A 19,599-nucleotide genomic window follows, 5' to 3' on the forward strand; every position below is an offset into this window, starting at 1 on the left:
GCGCCTGATGGCGCCTTTTTCACAACGTGAGCTTACTGGTAGAGACCCAGGTTCTCTTTGGCATAGGCTTCGAAATCGGTGCAGCCACCGATGTGCTGCTCGTCCAGGAAGATTTGCGGCACGGTATTGACCGGCTTGCCGGCGCTCTTGGCCAGATCTTCCTTGGTGATGCCTTCGGCGTGGATGTCCACGTAGCGGAATTTGAAATCGTCACGCTGTTCAACCAGCTGCTCGGCAATCTGCTTGGCACGGACACAATAGGGACAACCGGGACGACCAAAAATCACTGCAAACATGTTCTCTCTCCATTCATATGAGGCTGGGGACAGGATAGCCCCGCCTCGTGACTAGTCAAAGTGGAAATTGTCGATACGGCCGTTCGCCATCTTCGATAAGGCGCGCTTCGCCGGCCGTCATCGTCAATCACCTTGCGGTAGCTCAACCCTGATCGGCGATCTGGATCGGCTGCTGCTGATAGATGCTCTCCAGCACTCCCTTCTCGAACACGGTCCAGGGCCAGGCGGCCTTGCTGGCGCGGTAGCGCTCGTGGGTTGCCGGGTCCTGCGACAGGCCGCGCTGGAACATCACGAAGGCCTTGCGCTGGCCGCCGGCGGTGTCGATGAAGCCCACCAGGTTGGAGGTGCCGGTGATGGTGCCGGTCTTGGCGTGGACCTTGTTCTTCATCATCGGGGCGGTGACGCTGCGCCGCCACGCCAGGGTGCCATCCACCTGGGAGCTTGGCAGCAGCTTGATGAGGCCAAGCTCGGCATCATTTTTCTGGATGAAGTTCAGCACCGACAGCATCTGGCGGGCGCTGATGAGGTTGTGGGCAGAGAGGCCCGAGCCGTCGGCCAGGGTGGCGTTGCCCAGATCGATGCCGTTCTTGGTCAGGATGGCGCGCACCGCCATGGTGCCGCTGCGATAGCTGCCCGGCTTGTTGTAGTAGTGGCGACCGACGGTCTTGAGGAAGGTATCGGCATAGAGGTTGTCCGATTTCTTCAGCATCTTGGCCAGCATCACCGGCAATGAGACCGAGTAGTGAGTACCCAGCGTCTCGGCATTGTCCGGGGACTTGTGGGTCACCCGCAGCAGGCCGTCATGCTTGATGCCGGCCCTGTCCATCGCCCAGCGGATGTTGTCCCAACCCCAGGCCTCCACGTCGTGGATGGCGAAGCGCAGTCCCTGTGGCTCCTTGTTCGGGGTGATGCAGCCCTTGAGCTCGTAGAAGTTGCCCTTGGCCATGTCCACTTCCAGTGCGCAGAATTGGCGCGCCATGTCGCCATAGCTCATCACCTCCACGTTGTCGGCACCGATGCCGATGGGCACGCCGGTGGCCACGTTGCCGGTGGCCGGTTTGCCGATCTGGGTGGCGGTGATGGTGCCGTAGGCGCAGTTCTTGTCGATGATGACCGAGGAGACCGGGGCGGCAAAGCAGAGGGTCTGATCCCCCCACGACCAGCCGTTGCCGCGCTCGTAGCCGTTGTAGGCGCCGGTGTTGACGTAGACGTTGCCCTTGATGCGGTTCACGCCGAGCTGCTTGAACAGGGCCAGCAGATCCATGCGGGATAGGGTGGGGTCGCCGACGAAGTTGATCCAGATGTCGCCATTGATGGCATCACCCTGTTTGGCGCCGGGCTGAGCCTGGATGTCGGTGGCAAAGCGGAAGTCGGCTCCGAGCTCGAGACGGGCCGCCAGCGCGGTGAGTACCTTCATGGTGGAGGCGGGGGCGATCATCTGATCCGCATGGCGGGCAAATTCAACCCCGTTGTTGCCCTGCACTATGATGGCGTACTGGCCACCCTGAGGGGGCGTCAGCGGGGCGGCCTGGGCCGCCAGGGAAAACAGAGCACAAAAACCAATCAACAGCCGCTGCATAACATCCTCTAAACGTGACGAAGGGGCCCGGCAGTGGTGCCGGCCCTGACAATTCAACCTTGTTTCACCCGCCGATGCGGGATCGACCGTGGCAAAGCCATTCATACGATTTATGCCGGTCGCCACTGGCCATCACGCCATCGAGTTGGCGGTGCGATAGCGACCCTCATAATCAAAAATCTTCTCTTTTATCTGCCAGAACCGCCCCGCTTTGCGGGCGATGACGAAATCGGGGTGGCGAAACTGGCTTTGCGCCGCCAGCACGCTCGCCAGGGTGGCAAATTCGGGTTCCAGACCCGGAGCGGGCCAATGATGACGCACAAAGACCTGTTGAAACAAGCGCCGTGCGCCCTGGGAGTGAAATCCGAAGTACTCATTGAGGGTGAGACCATCCTCATCGTGATAGACCACCTCCAGCCGCTCCCCCTGTTTGCCACGCCCGGCATTCAGCGTCAAACCGGCGCAGCAAATGACCATGCAATCCTTGAGATTGAGCGCCTCCTTGAGCTTGTCGTCGGGATCCACCAGCAGCTGATCGCAGCTCTGGCAGCGGCGTGCGGCGATGTCGTTTTCGCTGCCGCAGGCGGGGCAGATCTTGGCGCGAAAGCGGTAGTCACACTCCTCGCGATGGCCCTCGTCATCTTCAAACAGCCCCTGACAGCGGCGACCGTAGTGCTCGATCACCTTGCCATCCTCGTCGGTCTTGCCCCAGAAGGTATTGGCAAAGCCACAGGCGGGGCAGGGTACCTGCACAGGCTCGGTACCGGCGTGGGGGCGAGGCTCCCCCACTTCGGGGGCGAACAGGTTGAAGTTGTTGCCGGCGTAGTCGAGCACCAGACAGTCCTCCTTGCCGGGCGAGAGGCGCAGGCCGCGACCCACGATCTGCTGGTAGAGCGACACCGACTCGGTGGGTCTGAGCATCACGATGAGATCGACGTGGGGGGCGTCGAAGCCGGTGGTGAGCACCGCCACATTGACCAGAAACTTGAGCTCGCGCGCCTTGAAGGCGTTGATGAGGGCATCGCGCTCCGGCCCCGGCGTCTCGCCGGTGATGAGAGCGGCCTGCTGGCCTCTGGCGCCCAGCAGGCCATGAATTTCGTGGGCATGCTCGACGGTGGCGGCGAAGATCATCACTCCCTGCCGGTCGGCCGCATACTCCAGCACCTGGCTCAGGATATGGGGGGTGACCCGCTGCTGGCGCTTGAGCTCGCCGTTGAGATCCGCCTCGCTGAACAGACCGTTCTCCCGTGCCACCAGCTTGCTGAAGTCGTAGTGAACGATGGGGGCATCCACCAGCCTGGGCGGGGTCAGATAGCCGTTTTTGACCATGAAGCGCAGCGGCAGCTCGAACACGCAGTCACCGAACAGCCGCTCGCCGTGGCTCTTGACCATGCCGTGGTAGTGGCGCCGGTAGATCCAGCCCAGCCCGAGCCGATAGGGGGTGGCGGTGAGGCCGAGGATCTTGAGGGCCGGATTGGCGGCCTTGAGGTGGTCGATCACCTGATGGTATTGGCTGTCGTCATCGAGCGAGACCCGGTGGCACTCGTCGATGATGAGCAGCGAAAACGCCCCGTCGAAGGCAGCCAGATTGCGGGCCACCGACTGCACCGAGCCAAACACCACCTGGGCGCTCGCCTCCTTGCGAGCGAGCCCTGCGGCGAAGATGTCAGCCTTGAGCCCCCACGCCTCATATTTGGCGTGGTTCTGCTCCACCAGCTCCTTGACGTGGGCCAGCACCAGCACCCGGCCGCGCGCCTTGCGGGCCAGCTCGGCGATCACCAGACTCTTGCCGGCCCCGGTGGGCAGCACCACCACGGCGGGATCCGGGTGCTGACGAAAGTGGCTGATCACGGCGTTGACGGCGTCGGTCTGATAGGGTCTGAGAACGAACATGCAGGCTTGGGTATGTCGATGTGGGGTGGTGCAGGGTGGCGCCATTATAGGGATCTTGGCGCCAAAAAACAGCGGGCCGGCATGGTGCCGGCCCGCTGGCGATGACGTCTTCGCTTAGTGGAAGGGGAAGACGTAGTTCATCCAGCTGGCCATGCGCAGCAGCACCTTGCGCATCACCGAGACATGGTGGAAGTGCTTGGTGTAGATGGCAGCCTGGCCGCTGGCCCCGGCGATCACCTGATACTTGGGCCATTCGGGGTCGGTGATGGAGATGAGCACCGGCAGGCGGCCCGGCTGAACGGCACTGGCCTGATCCAGCAGGCCGGCGTTGGCCTGCACGTTACCGGCGGCGATGGCCGGGATCACGGCGGTCACCTGGCCCTGGAAGATCTTGCCGGGGATGCCGTCGATCACCACCTCGGCCTCATCGCCCACCGCCAGGCGCTGCATGCTGTTCTGCCAGAACCAGCCCACATAGGCGGTTTCATCCTTGTGAATGAAGGTCATCACCGGGCGATACATGAAGGGGGTGGCTATCATGCCGGGGCGCAGGGCCAGCTGCACCACGTGGCCGTCGCTCGGGGCATAGACCACGGTCTGCTCTACCTGATACCTGGCCTCGTCGAGCTGGGCCTGCAGATCTTCCAGCGTCGCCTGTTGCTGCTCGATCTGGGCCACGATGTCGTCCACGTTGGCCTGGGTGACGTCGAGGTCGCGCTGCTTGCCGACGCCGCGGCGCATCAGGTCGCTGGCGCGATCCCGGTCGAGCTTGGCGGAGCGCAGCCTGGCCTCGATGGACTTGAGGTGGTTGCGGTTGGATTCAACCCGCGCCGTCAGGCTGTCCGCCCTCAACTGGAAGGGGGCGGCATCCAGGCGAAACAGCACATCGCCCTTCTTCACCGGCTGGTTGGCCTGTACCGGCACCTCGATGACCCGGCCCTTGACCAGCGGCACGATCGGGGTGGAGACATAGTAGTTGCGCGCCATCTCGGAGTAGGGATGGTTGTAGTTCATCAGCATGATCAGGGTGCCGATGAGCAGCACGCCGCCCAGCGCAGCGGTAGGCACGGTCCACTTGTTGAGCGGGATACGGAAAATTTTGAAGATGGCCACGCAGACGGCCGTGTAGGTCAGGATCAGTAGCAGGTCCATGATTTATCCCTGTTGCTCGGTCTGTTCGATGGTATTGAGGCGGGCCTTGAGGTCGGCCAGCTCCTGTTTGAGCTGCTGGATATCATCTTCATCCTGCTGCAGCCGCTGGTTGAAGCCCCAGCCCCGCTCGGGACGATAGAGGGTGGCCCAGATCCAGAGGAAGGGCCACAGCACGTGCAGGGTGAACAGACTGACCCAGCCGGCCACGTGAATGGCGTCCTGATGGGGGTGTTGACGATGTTTGGCTATTTCATAGGGAATGTCGTGAATGACGATGACCCCATAAAAAATGACCAAACCCACAAAAAAAAGCAGACCAAGAGCAAAATAATCGAGTGCCATTTACGCCTCCGCTGGCTTGACGCACCGCATTGTCATTGGGATCAGGGCTCTGCAAGGCAGTCAGCCACCTGATTTCCCTCCTGTCGGGCCCGAAATCTTAAGTTGTTTTGTTGTACTGAAGCTTAAGTAGTTTCCAAGTCGTCAAAACAGACGCTGATGTTGTTGGGGGCAAGTCCGTAAAGTCGTATCCATGACAAGGACTTACGCTGGGAGTATGGCATTGCTGAAGGGAAATGTTCAGCAAAAAAAGGAGCCCTGACGGCTCCTTTTTTGACATGGTTGGCGTGGGTCAACTTTCGCTGGGCTTGTTGATCAGCGCAGGCCTGAATTTCACCAGGAAGGCCACCGTGACGATCAGGGTGCTGGCCAGTCCAATCATGGTGGAGATGCCCATCTCCAGCCCGAACCCGATGGGGGCGTTGGCCAGGTAGGTGAACACCACGGCGGTCATGAACATGGCGGGAATGGTGCAGACCCAGTGCAGCTTGCCCTCTTTGGCGAGGTAGGCCGCCGCCGCCCACAGCATCATCACCGCGGTGGTCTGGTTGGCCCAGCCGAAGTAGCGCCAGATCACCCCGAATTCGGCCTTGGAGATGATGAAACCGAGGATGAACATGGGGATGGCGATGAGCAGTCGCTTGGCCATGGGCTTCTGGGTCAGTTTCAGGAAGTCCGCGACGATGAGGCGGGCACTGCGAAACGCGGTGTCGCCGGAGGTGATGGGCAGGATCACCACGCCGAGGATGGCCAGGATGCCGCCGACGGTGCCGAGCAGGCTGGTGGAGACCTCGTGCACCACGGCAGAAGGGCCGCCGCTGGCCAGGGTGGCGTTGAGCACCTCGGTGCTGTCGTAGAAGGAGAGACCCAGGGTGCACCAGATGAGGGCGATGATCCCTTCACCAATCATGGCACCGTAGAAGATGAAACGGCCGGAGCTCTCGTTTTGCATGCAGCGCGCCATCAGCGGTGACTGGGTGGCGTGGAAGCCCGACACGGCGCCGCAGGCGATGGTGATGAAGAGCAGCGGCCAGAGCGGCAGCTCGGTCGGGTGCAGGTTGGAAAAATCCATCCCGGTGTTGTAGAAGCCTTTGCCGGAGACGATGAGGCCGATGATGAGGCCGACCGACATGAACACCAGCAGGGCGCCGAAGATGGGGTAGAAACGGCCGATGATCTTGTCGATGGGGACTATGGTCGCCAGGATGTAGTAGGCGAAGATGGCCGCAATCCAGTAGACCAGATCGGTGGAGGTGAGGTTGGCCAGAAGGCCAGCCGGGCTCAGTACGAACACCACGCCCACCAGCATCAACAGCACCACGGCGAACAGGTTCATGAAGTGCTTGGCGGTGGTGCCGAGGTGTTCACCGACCACGGTCGGCACCGAGGCGCCCTTGGCGCGCACCGACAGCATGCCGGAGAAGTAGTCGTGCACCGCACCGGCGAAGATGCAGCCAAACACGATCCAGAGCATGGCGACCGGACCGTAGAGGGCGCCCAGGATGGGACCGAAGATGGGGCCGACGCCGGCGATGTTGAGCAGCTGAACCAGATAGACCTTCTTGTCCGACATGGGGACATAGTCCACCCCGTCCGCCATGGTGATGGCGGGGGTTTTCAGCTCCGGCTTGGGGCCGAATATCCGTTCGATGAATTTGCCGTATACGAAATAGCCGGCTATCAGCAAGCCGACACAGAGGAAGAACCAGATCATTGCTACGCTCCTGCTTTGTTATTGTTGGGTGTGCGCGGCCAGTGTAGGGGCTTGCTCTGTTGACGGCAGGTAAAACGGCATGAGCGGTGATATGGCGGACCGAGCGGTCGGCGCTCGTGATCCGGCTCACATCGCGGGGCTTACTCCAGCCCCAGCATCTCCTTCAACTCCTTCAGGTAACGTCGGCTGACCGGCACCCGGGCGCCGCTCGGCGTCACTATCTCCGCCAGCTGGTTCTCCAGCAGCCGGATCTCGAAGATGGCGGCCGGGGCCACCAGGTACTGGCGGTGGCAGCGCAGCAGTGGGGTCTTCTCCTCCAGCGATTTGAGGGTGAGCTGGGTATGAAACAGCTCGCCCTGGCTCGCCACGTGCACCCCGCCGAGATCGGAGAAGGCGTACTCCACTTGTTCGATGGGCAGCAGCCGTACCCGGTTGTGCAGGTAGCCCGGGATGTGGCGAATGGCGGGGGCGAGCGCCGTCATGGGCTGGGGGCTGAGATCTTGCCTCAGCCGCGCCAGCGTCTTGGCCAGACGCACCGGCTCCACCGGTTTGAGCAGGTAGTCGAAGGCGTTCTCCTCGAACGCCTGGATGGCGTACTCGTCAAAGGCGGTGACAAAGACGATGCGGGGCAGGGGATCGAGCATGGCCACCAGCGCCATGCCGCTGAGCTTGGGCATCTGGATGTCAAGAAACACCACGTCGGGTTTGAGCCGCTGAATAAGCACCAGCGCCTCGATGGCGTTGGCGGCCGCCCCCAGCAGTTCGATATCGGGCTCGGCGGCCAGGTGCTGCATCAGCTCCTCGCGGGCATAAAGCTCGTCATCGACGATGAGGGTGCGGATCATGGGGTTCTCCTGCGTGGCTGGGGGGGATGAAGATGGAGTGGGACGGCGGCCGGATCATGGTAATTGCCTTGGCAGGGTGACGGAGACCCGGGTCCAGCAGTCGGGCTCGCAACTGACGCTCAGGCCATAGCGGTTGCCAAAGGCGCTCTTGAGACGCCTGTCCACCAGGGTCATGCCGAGCCCGTCGCCGGCCGGTTTCTCCTGCCAGGTGCCGGCATTGTCCTCCACGTGAATGGTGACCCGCTCTGCCGTCTGCTCGGTGTAGAGGCGAATGTGCCCCTGCTCCAGCAGGGTGGAGATGCCGTGCTTGATGGCGTTCTCGATGAGGGGCTGCAGGGTGAAGCTCGGCAGCTTGAGGTCGGCGAGGGCCGGCGGGATCTCGTTTTGCACCGTCAGTCGGTCGCCAAAGCGGGCCAGCTCGATCTCCAGATAGGATTGGCAGTGCTCCTGCTCCTCCTGCAGGGTGGCCAGGCCGCTCTGGCGCTTGAGGTTCTTGCGAAAGAACAGGGAGAGGTGCAGCAGCAGTTGGCGTGCTCGCTCCGGTTCGCGCCGGGTGATGGCGCTGATGGTGTTGAGGGTGTTGAACAGAAAGTGGGGATTGATCTGGGCCTGCACCAGCTTGAGTTCGGATTGCACCAGCAGCCGTTGCTGCTGCTCCAGCCGGCCGGTCAGCAACTGCTGGGAGAGCAGGTTGGCAATCCCTTCTCCCAGGGTGTGGTTGATCTTGAGAAACAGCCGCTTCTTGGGCTCGTAGAGCTTGATGGTGCCGATCACCCCCTCGTCGCCGTGCAGGGGGATCACCAGCACCGAGCCGAGCTGGCACTGGGGCGAGATGCTGCAGCGGTAGGGCTGGCTGTTGCCGTCGGCAAACAGCACCTTGTTGCGGGCGATGGCCTGCATGGTGATGGCCGAGGTGATGGGGGTACCTGGCTGGTGGTGATCCTCGCCGATGCCGATGAAGGCGAGGATCTTGTCGGTATCCGTGATGGCGACGGCGCCCACCCCGGTCTCCTCCTGGATGATACGGGCAATCTTGTGGCTGGCCTCTGGGGTGAAACCCTGGCTCATGATGCCGACGGTGCGGTTGGCGATATTGAGGGCCTTGGCGGAGAAGACCCGGGAGAATTTCTCGTACATGTGCTGCTGGTCGCGGATCATGCTGATGAAGAGCGCGGCGCCACAGGAGTTGGCCAGGATCATGGGGGTGGCGATGGTACGCACCAGCAGCAGGGATTTATCGAATGGCGTGGCCACCAAGAGGATGATCACCATCTGCATGATCTCGGCGTAGAGGGTGGTGAAGAAGGCGATGCGCGGCTCGAACAGCGCATCCATCTTGCCCGCCCGCATCAGCCGCCAGTGCACCAGCCCGCCCAGCAGCCCCTCGCAGGTGGTGGAGATGGCGCAGGCGAGATCGGTGAAGCCGCCCAGGGTATAGCGGTGCAGGCCGCCGGTCAGCCCCACCAGAAAGCCCACCAACGGGCCCCCCAGCAGCCCGCCCAGCACGGCGCCGACGGCGCGGGTATTGGCGATGGCGTCGTCGATATCCAGCCCCACATAGGTGCCGAGGATGCAGAAGCAGGAGAAGGTGATGTAGATGAGCACCTTGTGAGGCAGCCTGACCGAGTAGTTGGCCAGTGGACGCAGCAGCGGACTCTTGGAAAAGAGGTAGGCGATGACCAGGCTGACGCTCATCTGTTGAAGCAGGGAGAGGACCAACTGCATAAAAAACGTTCCTCAGAGTCCGTGCCGAAAAAAGCGGCAACCTTGAATAAATGTGATCAGGATCTTGTTCTGCGGGGCGCCAGGGCGGGGTTGCGGCCGCAGTGTGCCAGAAACGTGAAATAAAACCATATTAAATCAGCATGTTAAATTGATATTTGTGTAATCGCCCAAGGGTTGATATTGCTGGATGGAGCATGAATGTATCCGCTGGATACGCCACACGGAGGTGGCATGCTCCGCCCGGCCCCTTGGCTGGGCGTTTTTTATCCATGGTGGATGGCGAACAATTTTGCGGGCAATCGAGTGATTATTCAGGTTTGTCCAATGAGTTATCCCCAGCTTCTGGGGATAACTCAGAAGGCAAAATAGTAACAGAAGCGTCGGGTCAGGTTGAAAAACAGCCGTTGCCCCTCATCCAGCTCTTCCTGCTTGATAAATGATTTGATGGTGCGCTCATCTTCCCGCAGGTCGATCATCGCCACCCCTTCCGGCCGCTGTGCCTTGATGTAGGGCAGCACCTTGGGTTTGAGCGGCATGGTGGGCTCGGTGGAGAGCACCAGCGCCACCGAGTCATCGGAGAGCATCACCAGCGAGCCGGGCGGATAGACCCCCAGCACCTTGATCAGCAGCTTGACCAGATCCTGGTCGAATTTCTTCTGCGACAGCTTGTAGAGCTGGCTGATGGCCTGGCTCGGCGCCGCCGGTGTGGCGCTGTTGCGTGGGTGCAGCAGCTCGTCATAGTAATCCACCAGCCCGATGATCCGCGCCAGCGGCGGGATCTCGCCCCCCTTGATGCCAAGGGGAAAGCCGCTGCCGTCGAGGCGCTCGTGATGCAGATGGGCCACCTGGCGGATCTTGGGCTCGAAGGCCTGCAGCTGGGTCAGCATCTCCAGCCCGTACTGGGGGTGCATGTTGAGGAAGTTTTGCTCCGACTTGTTGAGCTCCCCCCGTTTCTGGGTGATCTGGGTCGGGATCTTCAGCTCGCCGATGTCGTGCACCAGGCCGGCCAGCCCGGTCTCTTCGATTTCAATGGGGTTCATGCCGAGCTCACGGGCCATCAACATGGCGATGAAGGCCACGTTCAGGCTGTGCTGCAGCAGGATGTCGGTGTGCGGGCTGCGAATGAGGTGCAGGCCGAGCGGGCCTTCGTGGGCACTGATGCGGGCGGCTGCGTTGCGCACTATCTGCGCCGTGTTGGCTAGCCCTTCGTCCGGCTTGAGGTTGAGAGCCCCCAGTGCATCGCGCAGTTCGGACATGGATTGGCCGAAGGCCTTGTCGGCGGCACGCAGGGAACGGCGAAAGGCTTTCTCATCAAACGGGGCAGGGCCGCTCTCCACCAGCTCTTCGATGATCGAGAGGTCAGGCCCGGCGGAAGGAATATCACCGCGCAAGATGGGTTCGATAGGCAGGTCGCTCTTGTCGGGATCCACCATCAGCAGGCTGAGATCGAGATGGCGAATGATGTCGAGTTGCTGCTGATCCTTGATCTTGAATGCATTGAACATAAAAGGGTGGTTGGTCCATCCCGTGGGGAGATGGATGTAGTGGCCTACCCGTAACTGCTCGATGGAGGCTTGTATCAGCGCCATACGCTAGCTCGCATTTCATGAATGCCTATGAACAAGCTAGCAAAATTAAGCAGATAGACAAACAAAAAAGCCCGCGCATGTGCGCGGGCTCTCGAGTCGGTTCAGCTTATCAGGCTTTGGACTTCTTCTTGCCTTCAACCTTGGCTTCTACCTTGGCCGCTACCTGAGCGTCTTCGGTGAAGGGACGGCCGTAGTAGGTGTCCAGCAGGATGGCTTTCAGCTCGCTGATCAGCGGGTAGCGCGGGTTGGCGCCGGTGCACTGGTCATCGAAGGCTTCCACGGCCAGCTGGTCAACCTTGGCCAGGAAGTCAGCTTCAGACACGCCGGCTTCACGGATGGAGGCCGGGATGCCCAGGGTGGCTTTCAGCTCGTCCAGCCATACCAGCAGCTTCTCGATCTTGGCGGCGGTACGGTCACCGGCGGCAGTCAGACCCAGGTGGTCGGCAACTTCGGCGTAGCGACGGCGAGCCTGCGGACGGTCGTACTGGGAGAACGCAGTCTGCTTGGTCGGGTTGTCGTTGGCGTTGTAGCGGATCACGTTGCTGATCAGCAGGGCGTTGGCCAGGCCGTGCGGAATGTGGAACTCGGCACCCAGTTTGTGAGCCATGGAGTGGCACACACCCAGGAAGGCGTTGGCGAACGCGATACCGGCGATGGTGGCAGCGTTGTGTACTTTCTCGCGAGCAACCGGGTCGTTGGCACCGTTCTGGTAGCTGGACGGCAGGTACTCTTTCAGCAGTTTCAGGGCTTGCAGCGCCTGACCGTCGGAGTACTCGTTGGCCAGTACGGAAACGTAGGCTTCCATGGCGTGAGTCACGGCATCGATACCGCCGAAGGCACACAGGGATTTAGGCATGCCCATGACCAGGTTGGCGTCGACGATGGCCATGTTCGGGGTCAACTCGTAGTCGGCCAGCGGGTATTTCATGCCGGTGGCGTCGTCGGTCACGACCGCAAACGGGGTCACTTCAGAACCGGTACCGGAAGTGGTGGTGATACAGACCAGTTCGGCCTTCACGCCCATTTTCGGGAACTTGTAGATACGCTTGCGGATGTCCATGAAGCGCATGGCCAGATCTTCGAACGCGGTTTCCGGGTGCTCGTACATCACCCACATGATCTTGGCCGCATCCATCGGTGAACCACCGCCCAGCGCGACGATCACGTCCGGCTTGAAGGAGTGGGCCATCTCGGCGCCTTTGCGAACCACAGACAGGGTCGGGTCGGCTTCTACTTCGTAGAACACTTCCACTTCCATCTTCAGGCCCTTGAGCAGACGAACCACTTCGTCGGCGTAGCCGTTGTTGAACAGGAAGCGGTCGGTCACGACCAGTGCGCGTTTTTTACCTTCCAAGTCGCCCAGGGCGATCGGCAGGGAACCACGACGGAAGTAGATGGATTTCGGAAGTTTGTGCCACAGCATATTTTCTGCCCGTTTTGCGACTGTCTTCTTGTTGATCAGGTGCTTGGGACCCACGTTTTCGGAGATGGAGTTACCACCCCAGGAACCGCAACCCAGCGTCAAGGACGGTGCGATGGCAAAGTTGTACAGGTCACCGATACCACCCTGGGTGGTCGGGGTGTTGATCAGGATACGGGCGGTCTTCATCTTGTCGCCGAAGTACTTGATGCGGTCGGCGTTGCGATCCTGGTCGGTGTACAGACCGGAGGTGTGGCCGATACCACCCAGGTTGACCATGGTGCAGGCCATTTCGACGGCTTCTTCGAAGTTCTTGGCGCGGAACATACCCAGGGTCGGGGAGAGCTTCTCGTGAGCGAACTCTTCCTCTTCACACACTTCCAGACCTTCACCGATGAGGATCTTGGTGGTGGGGGGCACGGTCACGCCGGACATTTCGGCGATCTTGGTGGCAGGCTGGCCCACGATGTTGGCGTTCATGGCGCCGTTGATCAGGATGACCTTGCGGACCTTGTCAGCTTCTTCTTTGGTCAGCACATAACCGTTGTGAGTCGCGAAACGCTCTTTCACCTGGTCATAGATGGAGTCAACCACGATGACGGCTTGCTCGGAGGCACAGACCACGCCGTTGTCGAAGGTTTTGGACATCAGGATGGAGGCGACGGCGCGCTTCACATCGGCAGTTTCGTCGATGACAACGGGTACGTTACCGGCACCCACACCGATGGCAGGCTTGCCAGAGGAGTAAGCGGCTTTCACCATGCCCGGGCCACCGGTGGCCAGGATCAGGTTGATGTCGTTGTGCTTCATCAGGGCGTTGGAGAGTTCAACGGTCGGTTGATCGATCCAGCCGATGATGTCTTTCGGCGCACCGGCGGCAATGGCTGCATCCAGTACCAGCTTGGCAGCGGTATTGGTGGAGTTCTTGGCACGGGGGTGCGGGGAGAAGATGATGGCGTTGCGGGTCTTCAGGGAGATCAGTGATTTGAAGATCGCAGTGGAGGTCGGGTTGGTGGTCGGTACGATACCGCAGATGATACCTACCGGCTCGGCGATGGTGATGGTGCCCATCTCGTCATCTTCACTGAGGATGCCGCAGGTCTTCTCTTCTTTGTACTTGTTGTAGATGTATTCGGAGGCGAAGTGGTTCTTGATAACCTTGTCTTCGATGATACCCATACCGGACTCTTCCACGGCCATCTGGGCCAGGGGGATACGGGCATTGCTGGCGGCCAGGGCGGCGGCACGGAAGATCTTGTCTACCTGCTCTTGCGAGAAGCTGGCGAATTCACGCTGGGCTTCTTTGACGCGGGCGACCAGTGCATCCAGTTCAGCCATATTGGTTACTGCCATGTTTATCTCCTGATGATTTGAAAACTGTTTAGTAAGACGTTGGCAATGCCCGGCAATTATAGATGCCCTGTCAAGAACAGAATCACCACAACGGGGTATTTACATGCCTTACTAAATCGCTTTCTGAGTCGATTATAGAGCGGGGCTGACTCAGAAAAACTTGATCTGGATCATGTGTAACAAAAGAACAAAAGAAATTTTGTTTCACAATACATGTTTGCCAGATGTTGCGCAGTTGTTGAGTGGGCCAGAAGCGGGATGAATGGGGCGTGAACAGGGGCTCACGCACCATTTTTCAAGCAGTTAGCACGATTACGTCCCAGTGTCCCCGGTGCGGACCCTGGGGCAGTATGGGGGCGGCATTGTGATAGAAACGGCGATCATCCAGGATCAGATACTCGCCAGCGTTTAATTGTTGTTGAAAAAATGGTTGTTCTTTTAATCCATGATAGAGCTGCAAGGCGCCGCCGCTGACCCCGTCACTGCCACAAAAGAACACCCCGATGAAATCAAAGCCGTCCTGATGCACGCCTTCCGGGGCGGGCGGCACGCTTTCACCTTCACCGGTGACGATGCGCATCTGGTGAATGCCGATGGCCTGGCCATCCGCCAGCCGGGTATGGCGGGCAAAGCGGGCCAGCATCAGCTGAAAGGTGGGGTGGGCGACGAAGGCGGGATCCAGCTCGGCATAGGTTCTGGGTACGTCCCCCAAAAACTTGTTGATGGCGGCCGCCTGGAAGAAGACGCCGTTGTCGAGGGGGTAAAAGCGGCTGCCCTCTTTTTCAACCCGGCCGTAACGGCGTTCGCGAAAGCGGCCCTGGATATAGGGATCAACCGGCAGCCGCTCGAAGAAGCCCAGCAGGGGGGCGACACTGCCTGCGGGCAGTGAATCCAGATGCCATTGCAACTTGATGTCCGTATCAATCATTACAAAATCCTTTTTTACGAAGATGAAATGTTGCGCCAAAACTCCGTGGCCGCATAAAACTCGAAGTGATTTTATCAGAGTGTTAAATGGCGACAATCTTTATTAACAACTCGATATGTTGAATTTCGTCGTGACATTAGAGGAACTAACTGAAAAGCCACGGAAAGGGTGAGATTATTTGATTGGTGAAGGTTTCGGCCATGGTGTAAATTTACGCACGGTTTATCGGGGTGGCCCGCAGGGCCTCGTTCTACTTCTGGATGGCGCCTATGGCAGCAATTGACGTCTCTTTATATCTGAAGTTTTTCATCGGTTTGTTCGCAATCATCAACCCGCTCGGCCTGTTGCCGGTGTTTGTCAGCCTGACCAGCCATCAAACGCCGGAAGAGCGGATGAAGACCAACACCACCGCCAACATTGCGGTGATGATCATCCTGCTGGTCTCCATGTACATGGGGCAGCTGATCCTCGATGGTTTCGGCATCTCGCTGGCGTCGTTTCGCATTGCCGGCGGCTCGCTCATCACCCTGATCGCCTGGTCCATGCTGCAGGGCAAGCTGGGGGAGGTGAAGCACAACAAGCAGGAGAAAGGGGAGCTCGCCGCGCGGGAATCTGTCGCTGTGGTGCCGCTGGCGCTGCCGTTGATGGCCGGCCCCGGCGCCATCTCTTCCTCTATTGTCTATGCCAGCCAGAGCACCTGGTCCCAGATGCTGGGGATGTCGGTGGTAGTGATGGTGTTTGCCTTCTGCTCCTGGCTCATCTTCCGCGCCGCCCCCCTGCTGTTCAAGGTGATGGGCAACACCGGCATCAACGTGGTCACCCGGATCATGGGTCTCATCATGATGTCGCTTGGCATCGAGATCATGGTGGCGGGGATCAAGGGGGTCTTCCACGGATTGATGTGATTCAGGTCTGTTTTGTTGGAGCCGGTCCTCGTGACCGGCTTTTTATTGTTTCTTTTTTGTTGGTCATTTCCTAGAATCGAGCGGGTTTGTATAAAAAACGTCCATCACGCGATATTTAAATTCTGAATAATTGGTTAAAAGCTGCTTTTTTGACCATGAAGTCCAGCCCTGCCTGACAATATCTATTGCATTATCAGAAATGTCAGGGAATTATGCTGGCAGCGGGGTACTTATCCCGTTGATGGAAAATTGCATGGAATGTTCTTGTGGAGTATGGAAATGACTCATAAAAAAACAATGATTAATACCCTCTTGGTGGCAGCACTGTTCGGCGGTGTCAACGCGGCACAAGCCGCCGATGTTCCCGCAGGTACCAAACTGGCTGACGTTCAGCAGCTGGTAAAAGGCAATGGCTCCGAGCCTGCCACTCTCGACCCGCACAAAACCGAAGGAACGGTTGAATCCAATATTCTGCGTGACCTGTTCGAAGGTCTCGTTGCCTCCGGCCCCAAAGGGGAAGTGCTTCCCGCCATGGCCGAGTCCTGGGAAACCAAGGACAACAAACACTTCGTGTTCCACCTGCGCAAAGATGCCAAGTGGTCCAACGGGGATCCCGTGACAGCCCACGATTTCGAGTTCGCCTTCAAGCGGGCCGTGGATCCCAAGACGGCGTCTCCCTACTCCTGGTATCTGGAGATCCCGACCATCGTCAATGCCAGCGAGATCATCGCCGGCAAGAAAGCGGCCGACACCCTGGGCGTGAAGGCAGTGGACGACTACACCTTCGAGGTGCAGCTGGAGAAGGCGGTGCCTTACTTCGTCAGCATGCTCTCCCACACCACCACCTACCCGGTGCCGAAGAAGGTGATCGAGAAGTTTGGTGACAAGTGGACCCAGCCCGGCAACATGGTATCCAACGGTGCCTATGTGCTGAAGGATTGGGTGGTCAACGAGCGCGTCGACGTCGAGCGCAACCCGAACTACTGGAACAACGCCAAGACCGTCATCAACAAGGTGACCTATCTGCCGATCCAGTCCACCAACGCCGAGCTGAACCGCTATCTGGCCGGCGAAGTGGATCTCACCTACAACATGCCCATCGAGCGCTTCAAGCAGATGAAGAAAGAGCTGCCGAACGAGGTGAAGGTGAGCGGCTATGTCGGTACCTACTACTACCAGTACAACTTCAAGCACAAGCCGTTTGATGACGTGCGAGTGCGTACCGCCCTCTCTTATGCCATCGACCGCAACGTGATCGCCGACAAGGTGATGGGCAAGGGCGAGACCCCGGGCTACACCCTGGTGCCTGATTTCGTGGACGGCTTCAAGCCGGTGGCGCCGGCCTGGTCCAAGCTGACCCAGGCAGAGCGTGATGCCAAGGCGAAAGAGCTGCTGACCGAAGCCGGTTTCGGCCCGGGCAAACCGCTCAAGTTCGAGCTGCTCTACAACACCGACGACAACCACAAGAAAGTGGCGGTTGCCGTGGCTTCCATGTGGAAGAAGCTGGGCGTGCAGGTGAGCCTGGTCAACCAGGAATGGAAAACCTACCTGGAAACCAAGAAGCAGGGTCAGTTTGATGTGGGTCGTGCCGGCTGGATCGCCGACTACAACGAAGCCTCTTCCATGCTGGATCTGATGCAGACCACGCACGGCAACAACGACGGCAAATACTCCAACCCGGCGTTTGACAAGCTGATGAACGAGTCGCGCAATCAGGTGGATGCCGATGCCCGCAATAAGCTCTATGTGCAGGCTGAAGAGATCCTGGCCAAGGACATGCCGATCGCTCCCATCTATCAGTACGTGACCTCCCGCATGGTCAAGTCCTACGTGGGCGGCTACCCGGCCAACCCGCTGGACAACCTCTACAGCAAAGACATGTACATCATTGCTCACTGAGTAAAGTAACACGTCGCATAACAAAGCAGGCCCGCCGGATGGCGGGCCTTTATTACAACCGCGACCCTTTGGAAGCAGTACAGGACAGGAATTGTCTATGTTGAAATTCATTTTTAAACGTCTACTGGAAGCGATCCCGACTCTGCTGGTCTTGATCACCGTCTCCTTCTTCATGATGCGTTTCGCGCCGGGCAACCCCTTCACCAGCGAACGCTCCCTGCCGCCGGAAGTACTGGCCAACATCGAAGCCAAATATGGCCTCGACAAGCCCATCGGCGTGCAATACCTCACCTATCTGGGCAACCTTGTGCAGGGCGACCTCGGTCCCTCCTTCAAATACAAGGACTTCACCGTCAACGATCTGGTAAGCCAGGCGCTGCCGGTGTCGGCCAAGATTGGCTCCTTCGCCTTTCTGTTCGCGGTGACACTGGGGGTCACCTTCGGCACCATTGCCGCCTTGAAACAGAATACCGTCATCGACTACCTGTTGATGTCGTCGGCCATGGCCGGGGTGGTGATCCCGGGCTTTGTGCTGGCCCCCTTGCTGGTGTTGCTGTTCAGTATTCATCTCGGCTGGTTCCCGGCCGGTGGCTGGCAGGGCGGCGGGGTGCAATTCATGGTGCTGCCGGTGTTCGGCATGATGATGTACTACATCTCCGCCATCTCGCGGATCATGCGGGGCAGCATGATCGAGACCATGAACTCCAACTTCATCCGTACCGCCCGCGCCAAGGGCTTGCCGCTGCGCCACATCATCCTCAAACACGCGCTGCGTCCGGCCATGCTGCCGGTGGTCTCCTATCTGGGGCCTGCGTTCGTGGGTATTATCACGGGTTCCGTGGTGATCGAAACCATCTTCGGCCTGCCGGGGATTGGTCAGCTGTTCGTCAACGGTGCCCTCAACCGTGATTACTCCATGGTGCTCGGTCTGACCATTCTGGTCGGCGCCCTCACCATCACCTTTAACGCCGTGGTCGATATTCTCTATGCCTTTATCGATCCCAAGATCCGTTACTAAGTCGGGAGTACATCATGGTTGTCACAACTGAAAAACGCGAAGCCGTCGAGGCGTTCGCCCAGCAAGTGGAAGTGGTGGAAGGACGCTCCCTGTGGAAGGATGCCCGTCGCCGTTTCCTGCGCAACAAGGCTGCACTCACCAGCCTGATCATCCTGACCATCATAGGTCTGGCGGTGATCGTGGGACCGCATCTGTCTCAATACACCTTCGACGATCCTGACTGGGGCGCCATGCAGGCGGCTCCGGACATGGAAACCGGCCACTGGTTCGGCACCGACAGCCTGGGGCGCGATCTGTTCGTGCGCACCCTGCTCGGCGGGCGCATCTCGCTGATGGTCGGCATCATGGGGGCCATGGTGGCCGTCATCATCGGCACCCTCTACGGTGCGGCCTCCGGCTTCATCGGCGGTCGGGTCGACAGCCTGATGATGCGGGTGCTTGAGATCCTCAACGCCTTCCCCTTCATGTTCTTCGTGATCATGCTGGTGACCTTCTTCGGCCGCAACCTGGCGCTCATCTTCATCGCCATCGGCGCGGTGAGCTGGCTCGACATGGCGCGGATCGTGCGAGGCCAGACCCTGAGCCTCAAGAGCAAGGAGTTCATCGAGGCGGCTCACGTCTGCGGCGTCTCCAAGTGGAAGATCATCACCCGTCACATCGTGCCGAACGTGCTGGGTATCGTGGCGGTTTACGCCACCTTGCTGGTACCGGGCATGATCATGTTCGAATCCTTCCTGAGCTTCCTTGGGCTGGGCGTACAAGAGCCCATGACCAGCTGGGGCGCTCTGCTGGATGAAGGCTCCAAGTCGATGGAAGTGGCCATCTGGCAACTCCTGTTCCCCGCCGGTTTCATGGTGGTGACCCTGTTTTGCTTCAACTTCCTCGGGGATGGTCTGCGTGACGCCCTCGATCCGAAAGATCGCTGAGAAAGCGGCGAAATATCG

General features: G+C 59.6%; 15 protein-coding genes. 4 read left to right on the forward strand and 11 right to left on the reverse strand.

Going from position 1 to position 19,599, the window contains the following annotated elements:
• Nucleotides 1-32: 32 nt before the first annotated feature.
• The 11 genes from ACB032_RS19050 to ACB032_RS19100 form a co-directional block, all read right to left on the reverse strand.
• On the reverse strand, nucleotides 33-296 hold the full coding sequence (locus ACB032_RS19050) for a GrxA family glutaredoxin (RefSeq protein WP_010633640.1): 264 nt from the start codon (nucleotides 294-296) through the stop codon (nucleotides 33-35).
• A gap of 142 nt (nucleotides 297-438) precedes the next feature.
• The gene (gene dacB / locus ACB032_RS19055) at nucleotides 439-1,875 is read right to left on the reverse strand and encodes a D-alanyl-D-alanine carboxypeptidase/D-alanyl-D-alanine-endopeptidase (RefSeq protein ID WP_011706441.1); all 1,437 of its coding nucleotides are present in this window, start codon (nucleotides 1,873-1,875) and stop codon (nucleotides 439-441) included.
• Between the two features lie 132 nt (nucleotides 1,876-2,007).
• Entirely contained in the window at nucleotides 2,008-3,768 is a 1,761-nt protein-coding gene (locus tag ACB032_RS19060) for a DEAD/DEAH box helicase (RefSeq protein ID WP_371138556.1), read from the reverse strand.
• 114 nt (nucleotides 3,769-3,882) lie between these two features.
• Entirely contained in the window at nucleotides 3,883-4,920 is a 1,038-nt protein-coding gene (locus tag ACB032_RS19065) for an HlyD family secretion protein (RefSeq protein ID WP_011706439.1), read from the reverse strand.
• 3 nt (nucleotides 4,921-4,923) lie between these two features.
• A complete protein-coding gene (locus tag ACB032_RS19070) occupies nucleotides 4,924-5,262 on the reverse strand; it encodes a DUF3302 domain-containing protein (protein WP_011706438.1) in 339 nt (112 codons plus the stop codon).
• Nucleotides 5,263-5,551: 289 nt separating this feature from the next.
• Nucleotides 5,552-6,973, reverse strand: a complete 1,422-nt coding sequence (locus ACB032_RS19075) for a carbon starvation protein A (protein ID WP_371138557.1) — start codon at nucleotides 6,971-6,973, stop codon at nucleotides 5,552-5,554.
• A gap of 140 nt (nucleotides 6,974-7,113) precedes the next feature.
• A complete protein-coding gene (gene btsR / locus ACB032_RS19080) occupies nucleotides 7,114-7,818 on the reverse strand; it encodes a two-component system response regulator BtsR (protein WP_371138558.1) in 705 nt (234 codons plus the stop codon).
• Between the two features lie 54 nt (nucleotides 7,819-7,872).
• Nucleotides 7,873-9,543: a LytS/YhcK type 5TM receptor domain-containing protein gene (locus tag ACB032_RS19085; protein ID WP_371138559.1), complete on the reverse strand. Its 1,671-nt coding sequence runs from the start codon at nucleotides 9,541-9,543 to the stop codon at nucleotides 7,873-7,875.
• Nucleotides 9,544-9,896: 353 nt separating this feature from the next.
• Nucleotides 9,897-11,132 carry an HD-GYP domain-containing protein gene (locus tag ACB032_RS19090; RefSeq protein WP_011706434.1) on the reverse strand — a complete coding sequence of 412 codons (1,236 nt, stop codon included), beginning with the start codon at nucleotides 11,130-11,132 and terminating at the stop codon, nucleotides 9,897-9,899.
• Nucleotides 11,133-11,241: 109 nt separating this feature from the next.
• A complete protein-coding gene (adhE, locus tag ACB032_RS19095) occupies nucleotides 11,242-13,905 on the reverse strand; it encodes a bifunctional acetaldehyde-CoA/alcohol dehydrogenase (RefSeq protein WP_016351087.1) in 2,664 nt (887 codons plus the stop codon).
• Nucleotides 13,906-14,200: 295 nt separating this feature from the next.
• Nucleotides 14,201-14,833, reverse strand: a complete 633-nt coding sequence (locus tag ACB032_RS19100) for a 2OG-Fe dioxygenase family protein (protein ID WP_166463895.1) — start codon at nucleotides 14,831-14,833, stop codon at nucleotides 14,201-14,203.
• 269 nt (nucleotides 14,834-15,102) lie between these two features.
• Between ACB032_RS19100 and ACB032_RS19105 the strand changes: the two genes are divergently transcribed.
• The 4 genes from ACB032_RS19105 (at nucleotide 15,103) to oppC (ending at nucleotide 19,581) form a co-directional block, all read left to right on the forward strand.
• Nucleotides 15,103-15,738 (forward strand): YchE family NAAT transporter, encoded by a 636-nt coding sequence (locus tag ACB032_RS19105; RefSeq protein ID WP_371138560.1) that lies wholly within the window; start codon nucleotides 15,103-15,105, stop codon nucleotides 15,736-15,738.
• A 279-nt stretch (nucleotides 15,739-16,017) separates the two neighbouring features.
• Nucleotides 16,018-17,637 (forward strand): ABC transporter substrate-binding protein, encoded by a 1,620-nt coding sequence (locus tag ACB032_RS19110; RefSeq protein ID WP_011706430.1) that lies wholly within the window; start codon nucleotides 16,018-16,020, stop codon nucleotides 17,635-17,637.
• Between the two features lie 97 nt (nucleotides 17,638-17,734).
• Nucleotides 17,735-18,655 carry an oligopeptide ABC transporter permease OppB gene (oppB, locus tag ACB032_RS19115; RefSeq protein ID WP_011706429.1) on the forward strand — a complete coding sequence of 307 codons (921 nt, stop codon included), beginning with the start codon at nucleotides 17,735-17,737 and terminating at the stop codon, nucleotides 18,653-18,655.
• A 14-nt stretch (nucleotides 18,656-18,669) separates the two neighbouring features.
• Nucleotides 18,670-19,581, forward strand: coding sequence for an oligopeptide ABC transporter permease OppC (gene oppC / locus ACB032_RS19120; protein ID WP_011706428.1), 912 nt, complete (start codon nucleotides 18,670-18,672; stop codon nucleotides 19,579-19,581).
• Nucleotides 19,582-19,599 lie beyond the last annotated feature (18 nt).

The sequence above is a fragment of the Aeromonas sp. S5(2024) genome (assembly GCF_041403025.1).
Taxonomy (GTDB): Bacteria; Pseudomonadota; Gammaproteobacteria; order Enterobacterales; family Aeromonadaceae; genus Aeromonas; species Aeromonas hydrophila.

Excerpts from the sequence above, each read along its gene's own strand:
- adhE (WP_016351087.1), bottom strand. The coding sequence starts at position 13,905 with ATGGCAGTAACCAATATGGCTGAACTGGATGCACTGGTCGCCCGCGTC.
- ACB032_RS19105 (WP_371138560.1), top strand. The coding sequence starts at position 15,103 with ATGGCAGCAATTGACGTCTCTTTATATCTGAAGTTTTTCATCGGTTTG.
- ACB032_RS19100 (WP_166463895.1), bottom strand. The coding sequence starts at position 14,833 with ATGATTGATACGGACATCAAGTTGCAATGGCATCTGGATTCACTGCCC.
- ACB032_RS19065 (WP_011706439.1), bottom strand. The coding sequence starts at position 4,920 with ATGGACCTGCTACTGATCCTGACCTACACGGCCGTCTGCGTGGCCATC.
- ACB032_RS19110 (WP_011706430.1), top strand. The coding sequence starts at position 16,018 with ATGACTCATAAAAAAACAATGATTAATACCCTCTTGGTGGCAGCACTG.
- ACB032_RS19090 (WP_011706434.1), bottom strand. The coding sequence starts at position 11,132 with ATGGCGCTGATACAAGCCTCCATCGAGCAGTTACGGGTAGGCCACTAC.
- oppB (WP_011706429.1), top strand. The coding sequence starts at position 17,735 with ATGTTGAAATTCATTTTTAAACGTCTACTGGAAGCGATCCCGACTCTG.
- ACB032_RS19075 (WP_371138557.1), bottom strand. The coding sequence starts at position 6,973 with ATGATCTGGTTCTTCCTCTGTGTCGGCTTGCTGATAGCCGGCTATTTC.
- ACB032_RS19070 (WP_011706438.1), bottom strand. The coding sequence starts at position 5,262 with ATGGCACTCGATTATTTTGCTCTTGGTCTGCTTTTTTTTGTGGGTTTG.
- ACB032_RS19085 (WP_371138559.1), bottom strand. The coding sequence starts at position 9,543 with ATGCAGTTGGTCCTCTCCCTGCTTCAACAGATGAGCGTCAGCCTGGTC.
- btsR (WP_371138558.1), bottom strand. The coding sequence starts at position 7,818 with ATGATCCGCACCCTCATCGTCGATGACGAGCTTTATGCCCGCGAGGAG.
- ACB032_RS19050 (WP_010633640.1), bottom strand. The coding sequence starts at position 296 with ATGTTTGCAGTGATTTTTGGTCGTCCCGGTTGTCCCTATTGTGTCCGT.
- ACB032_RS19060 (WP_371138556.1), bottom strand. The coding sequence starts at position 3,768 with ATGTTCGTTCTCAGACCCTATCAGACCGACGCCGTCAACGCCGTGATC.
- oppC (WP_011706428.1), top strand. The coding sequence starts at position 18,670 with ATGGTTGTCACAACTGAAAAACGCGAAGCCGTCGAGGCGTTCGCCCAG.
- dacB (WP_011706441.1), bottom strand. The coding sequence starts at position 1,875 with ATGCAGCGGCTGTTGATTGGTTTTTGTGCTCTGTTTTCCCTGGCGGCC.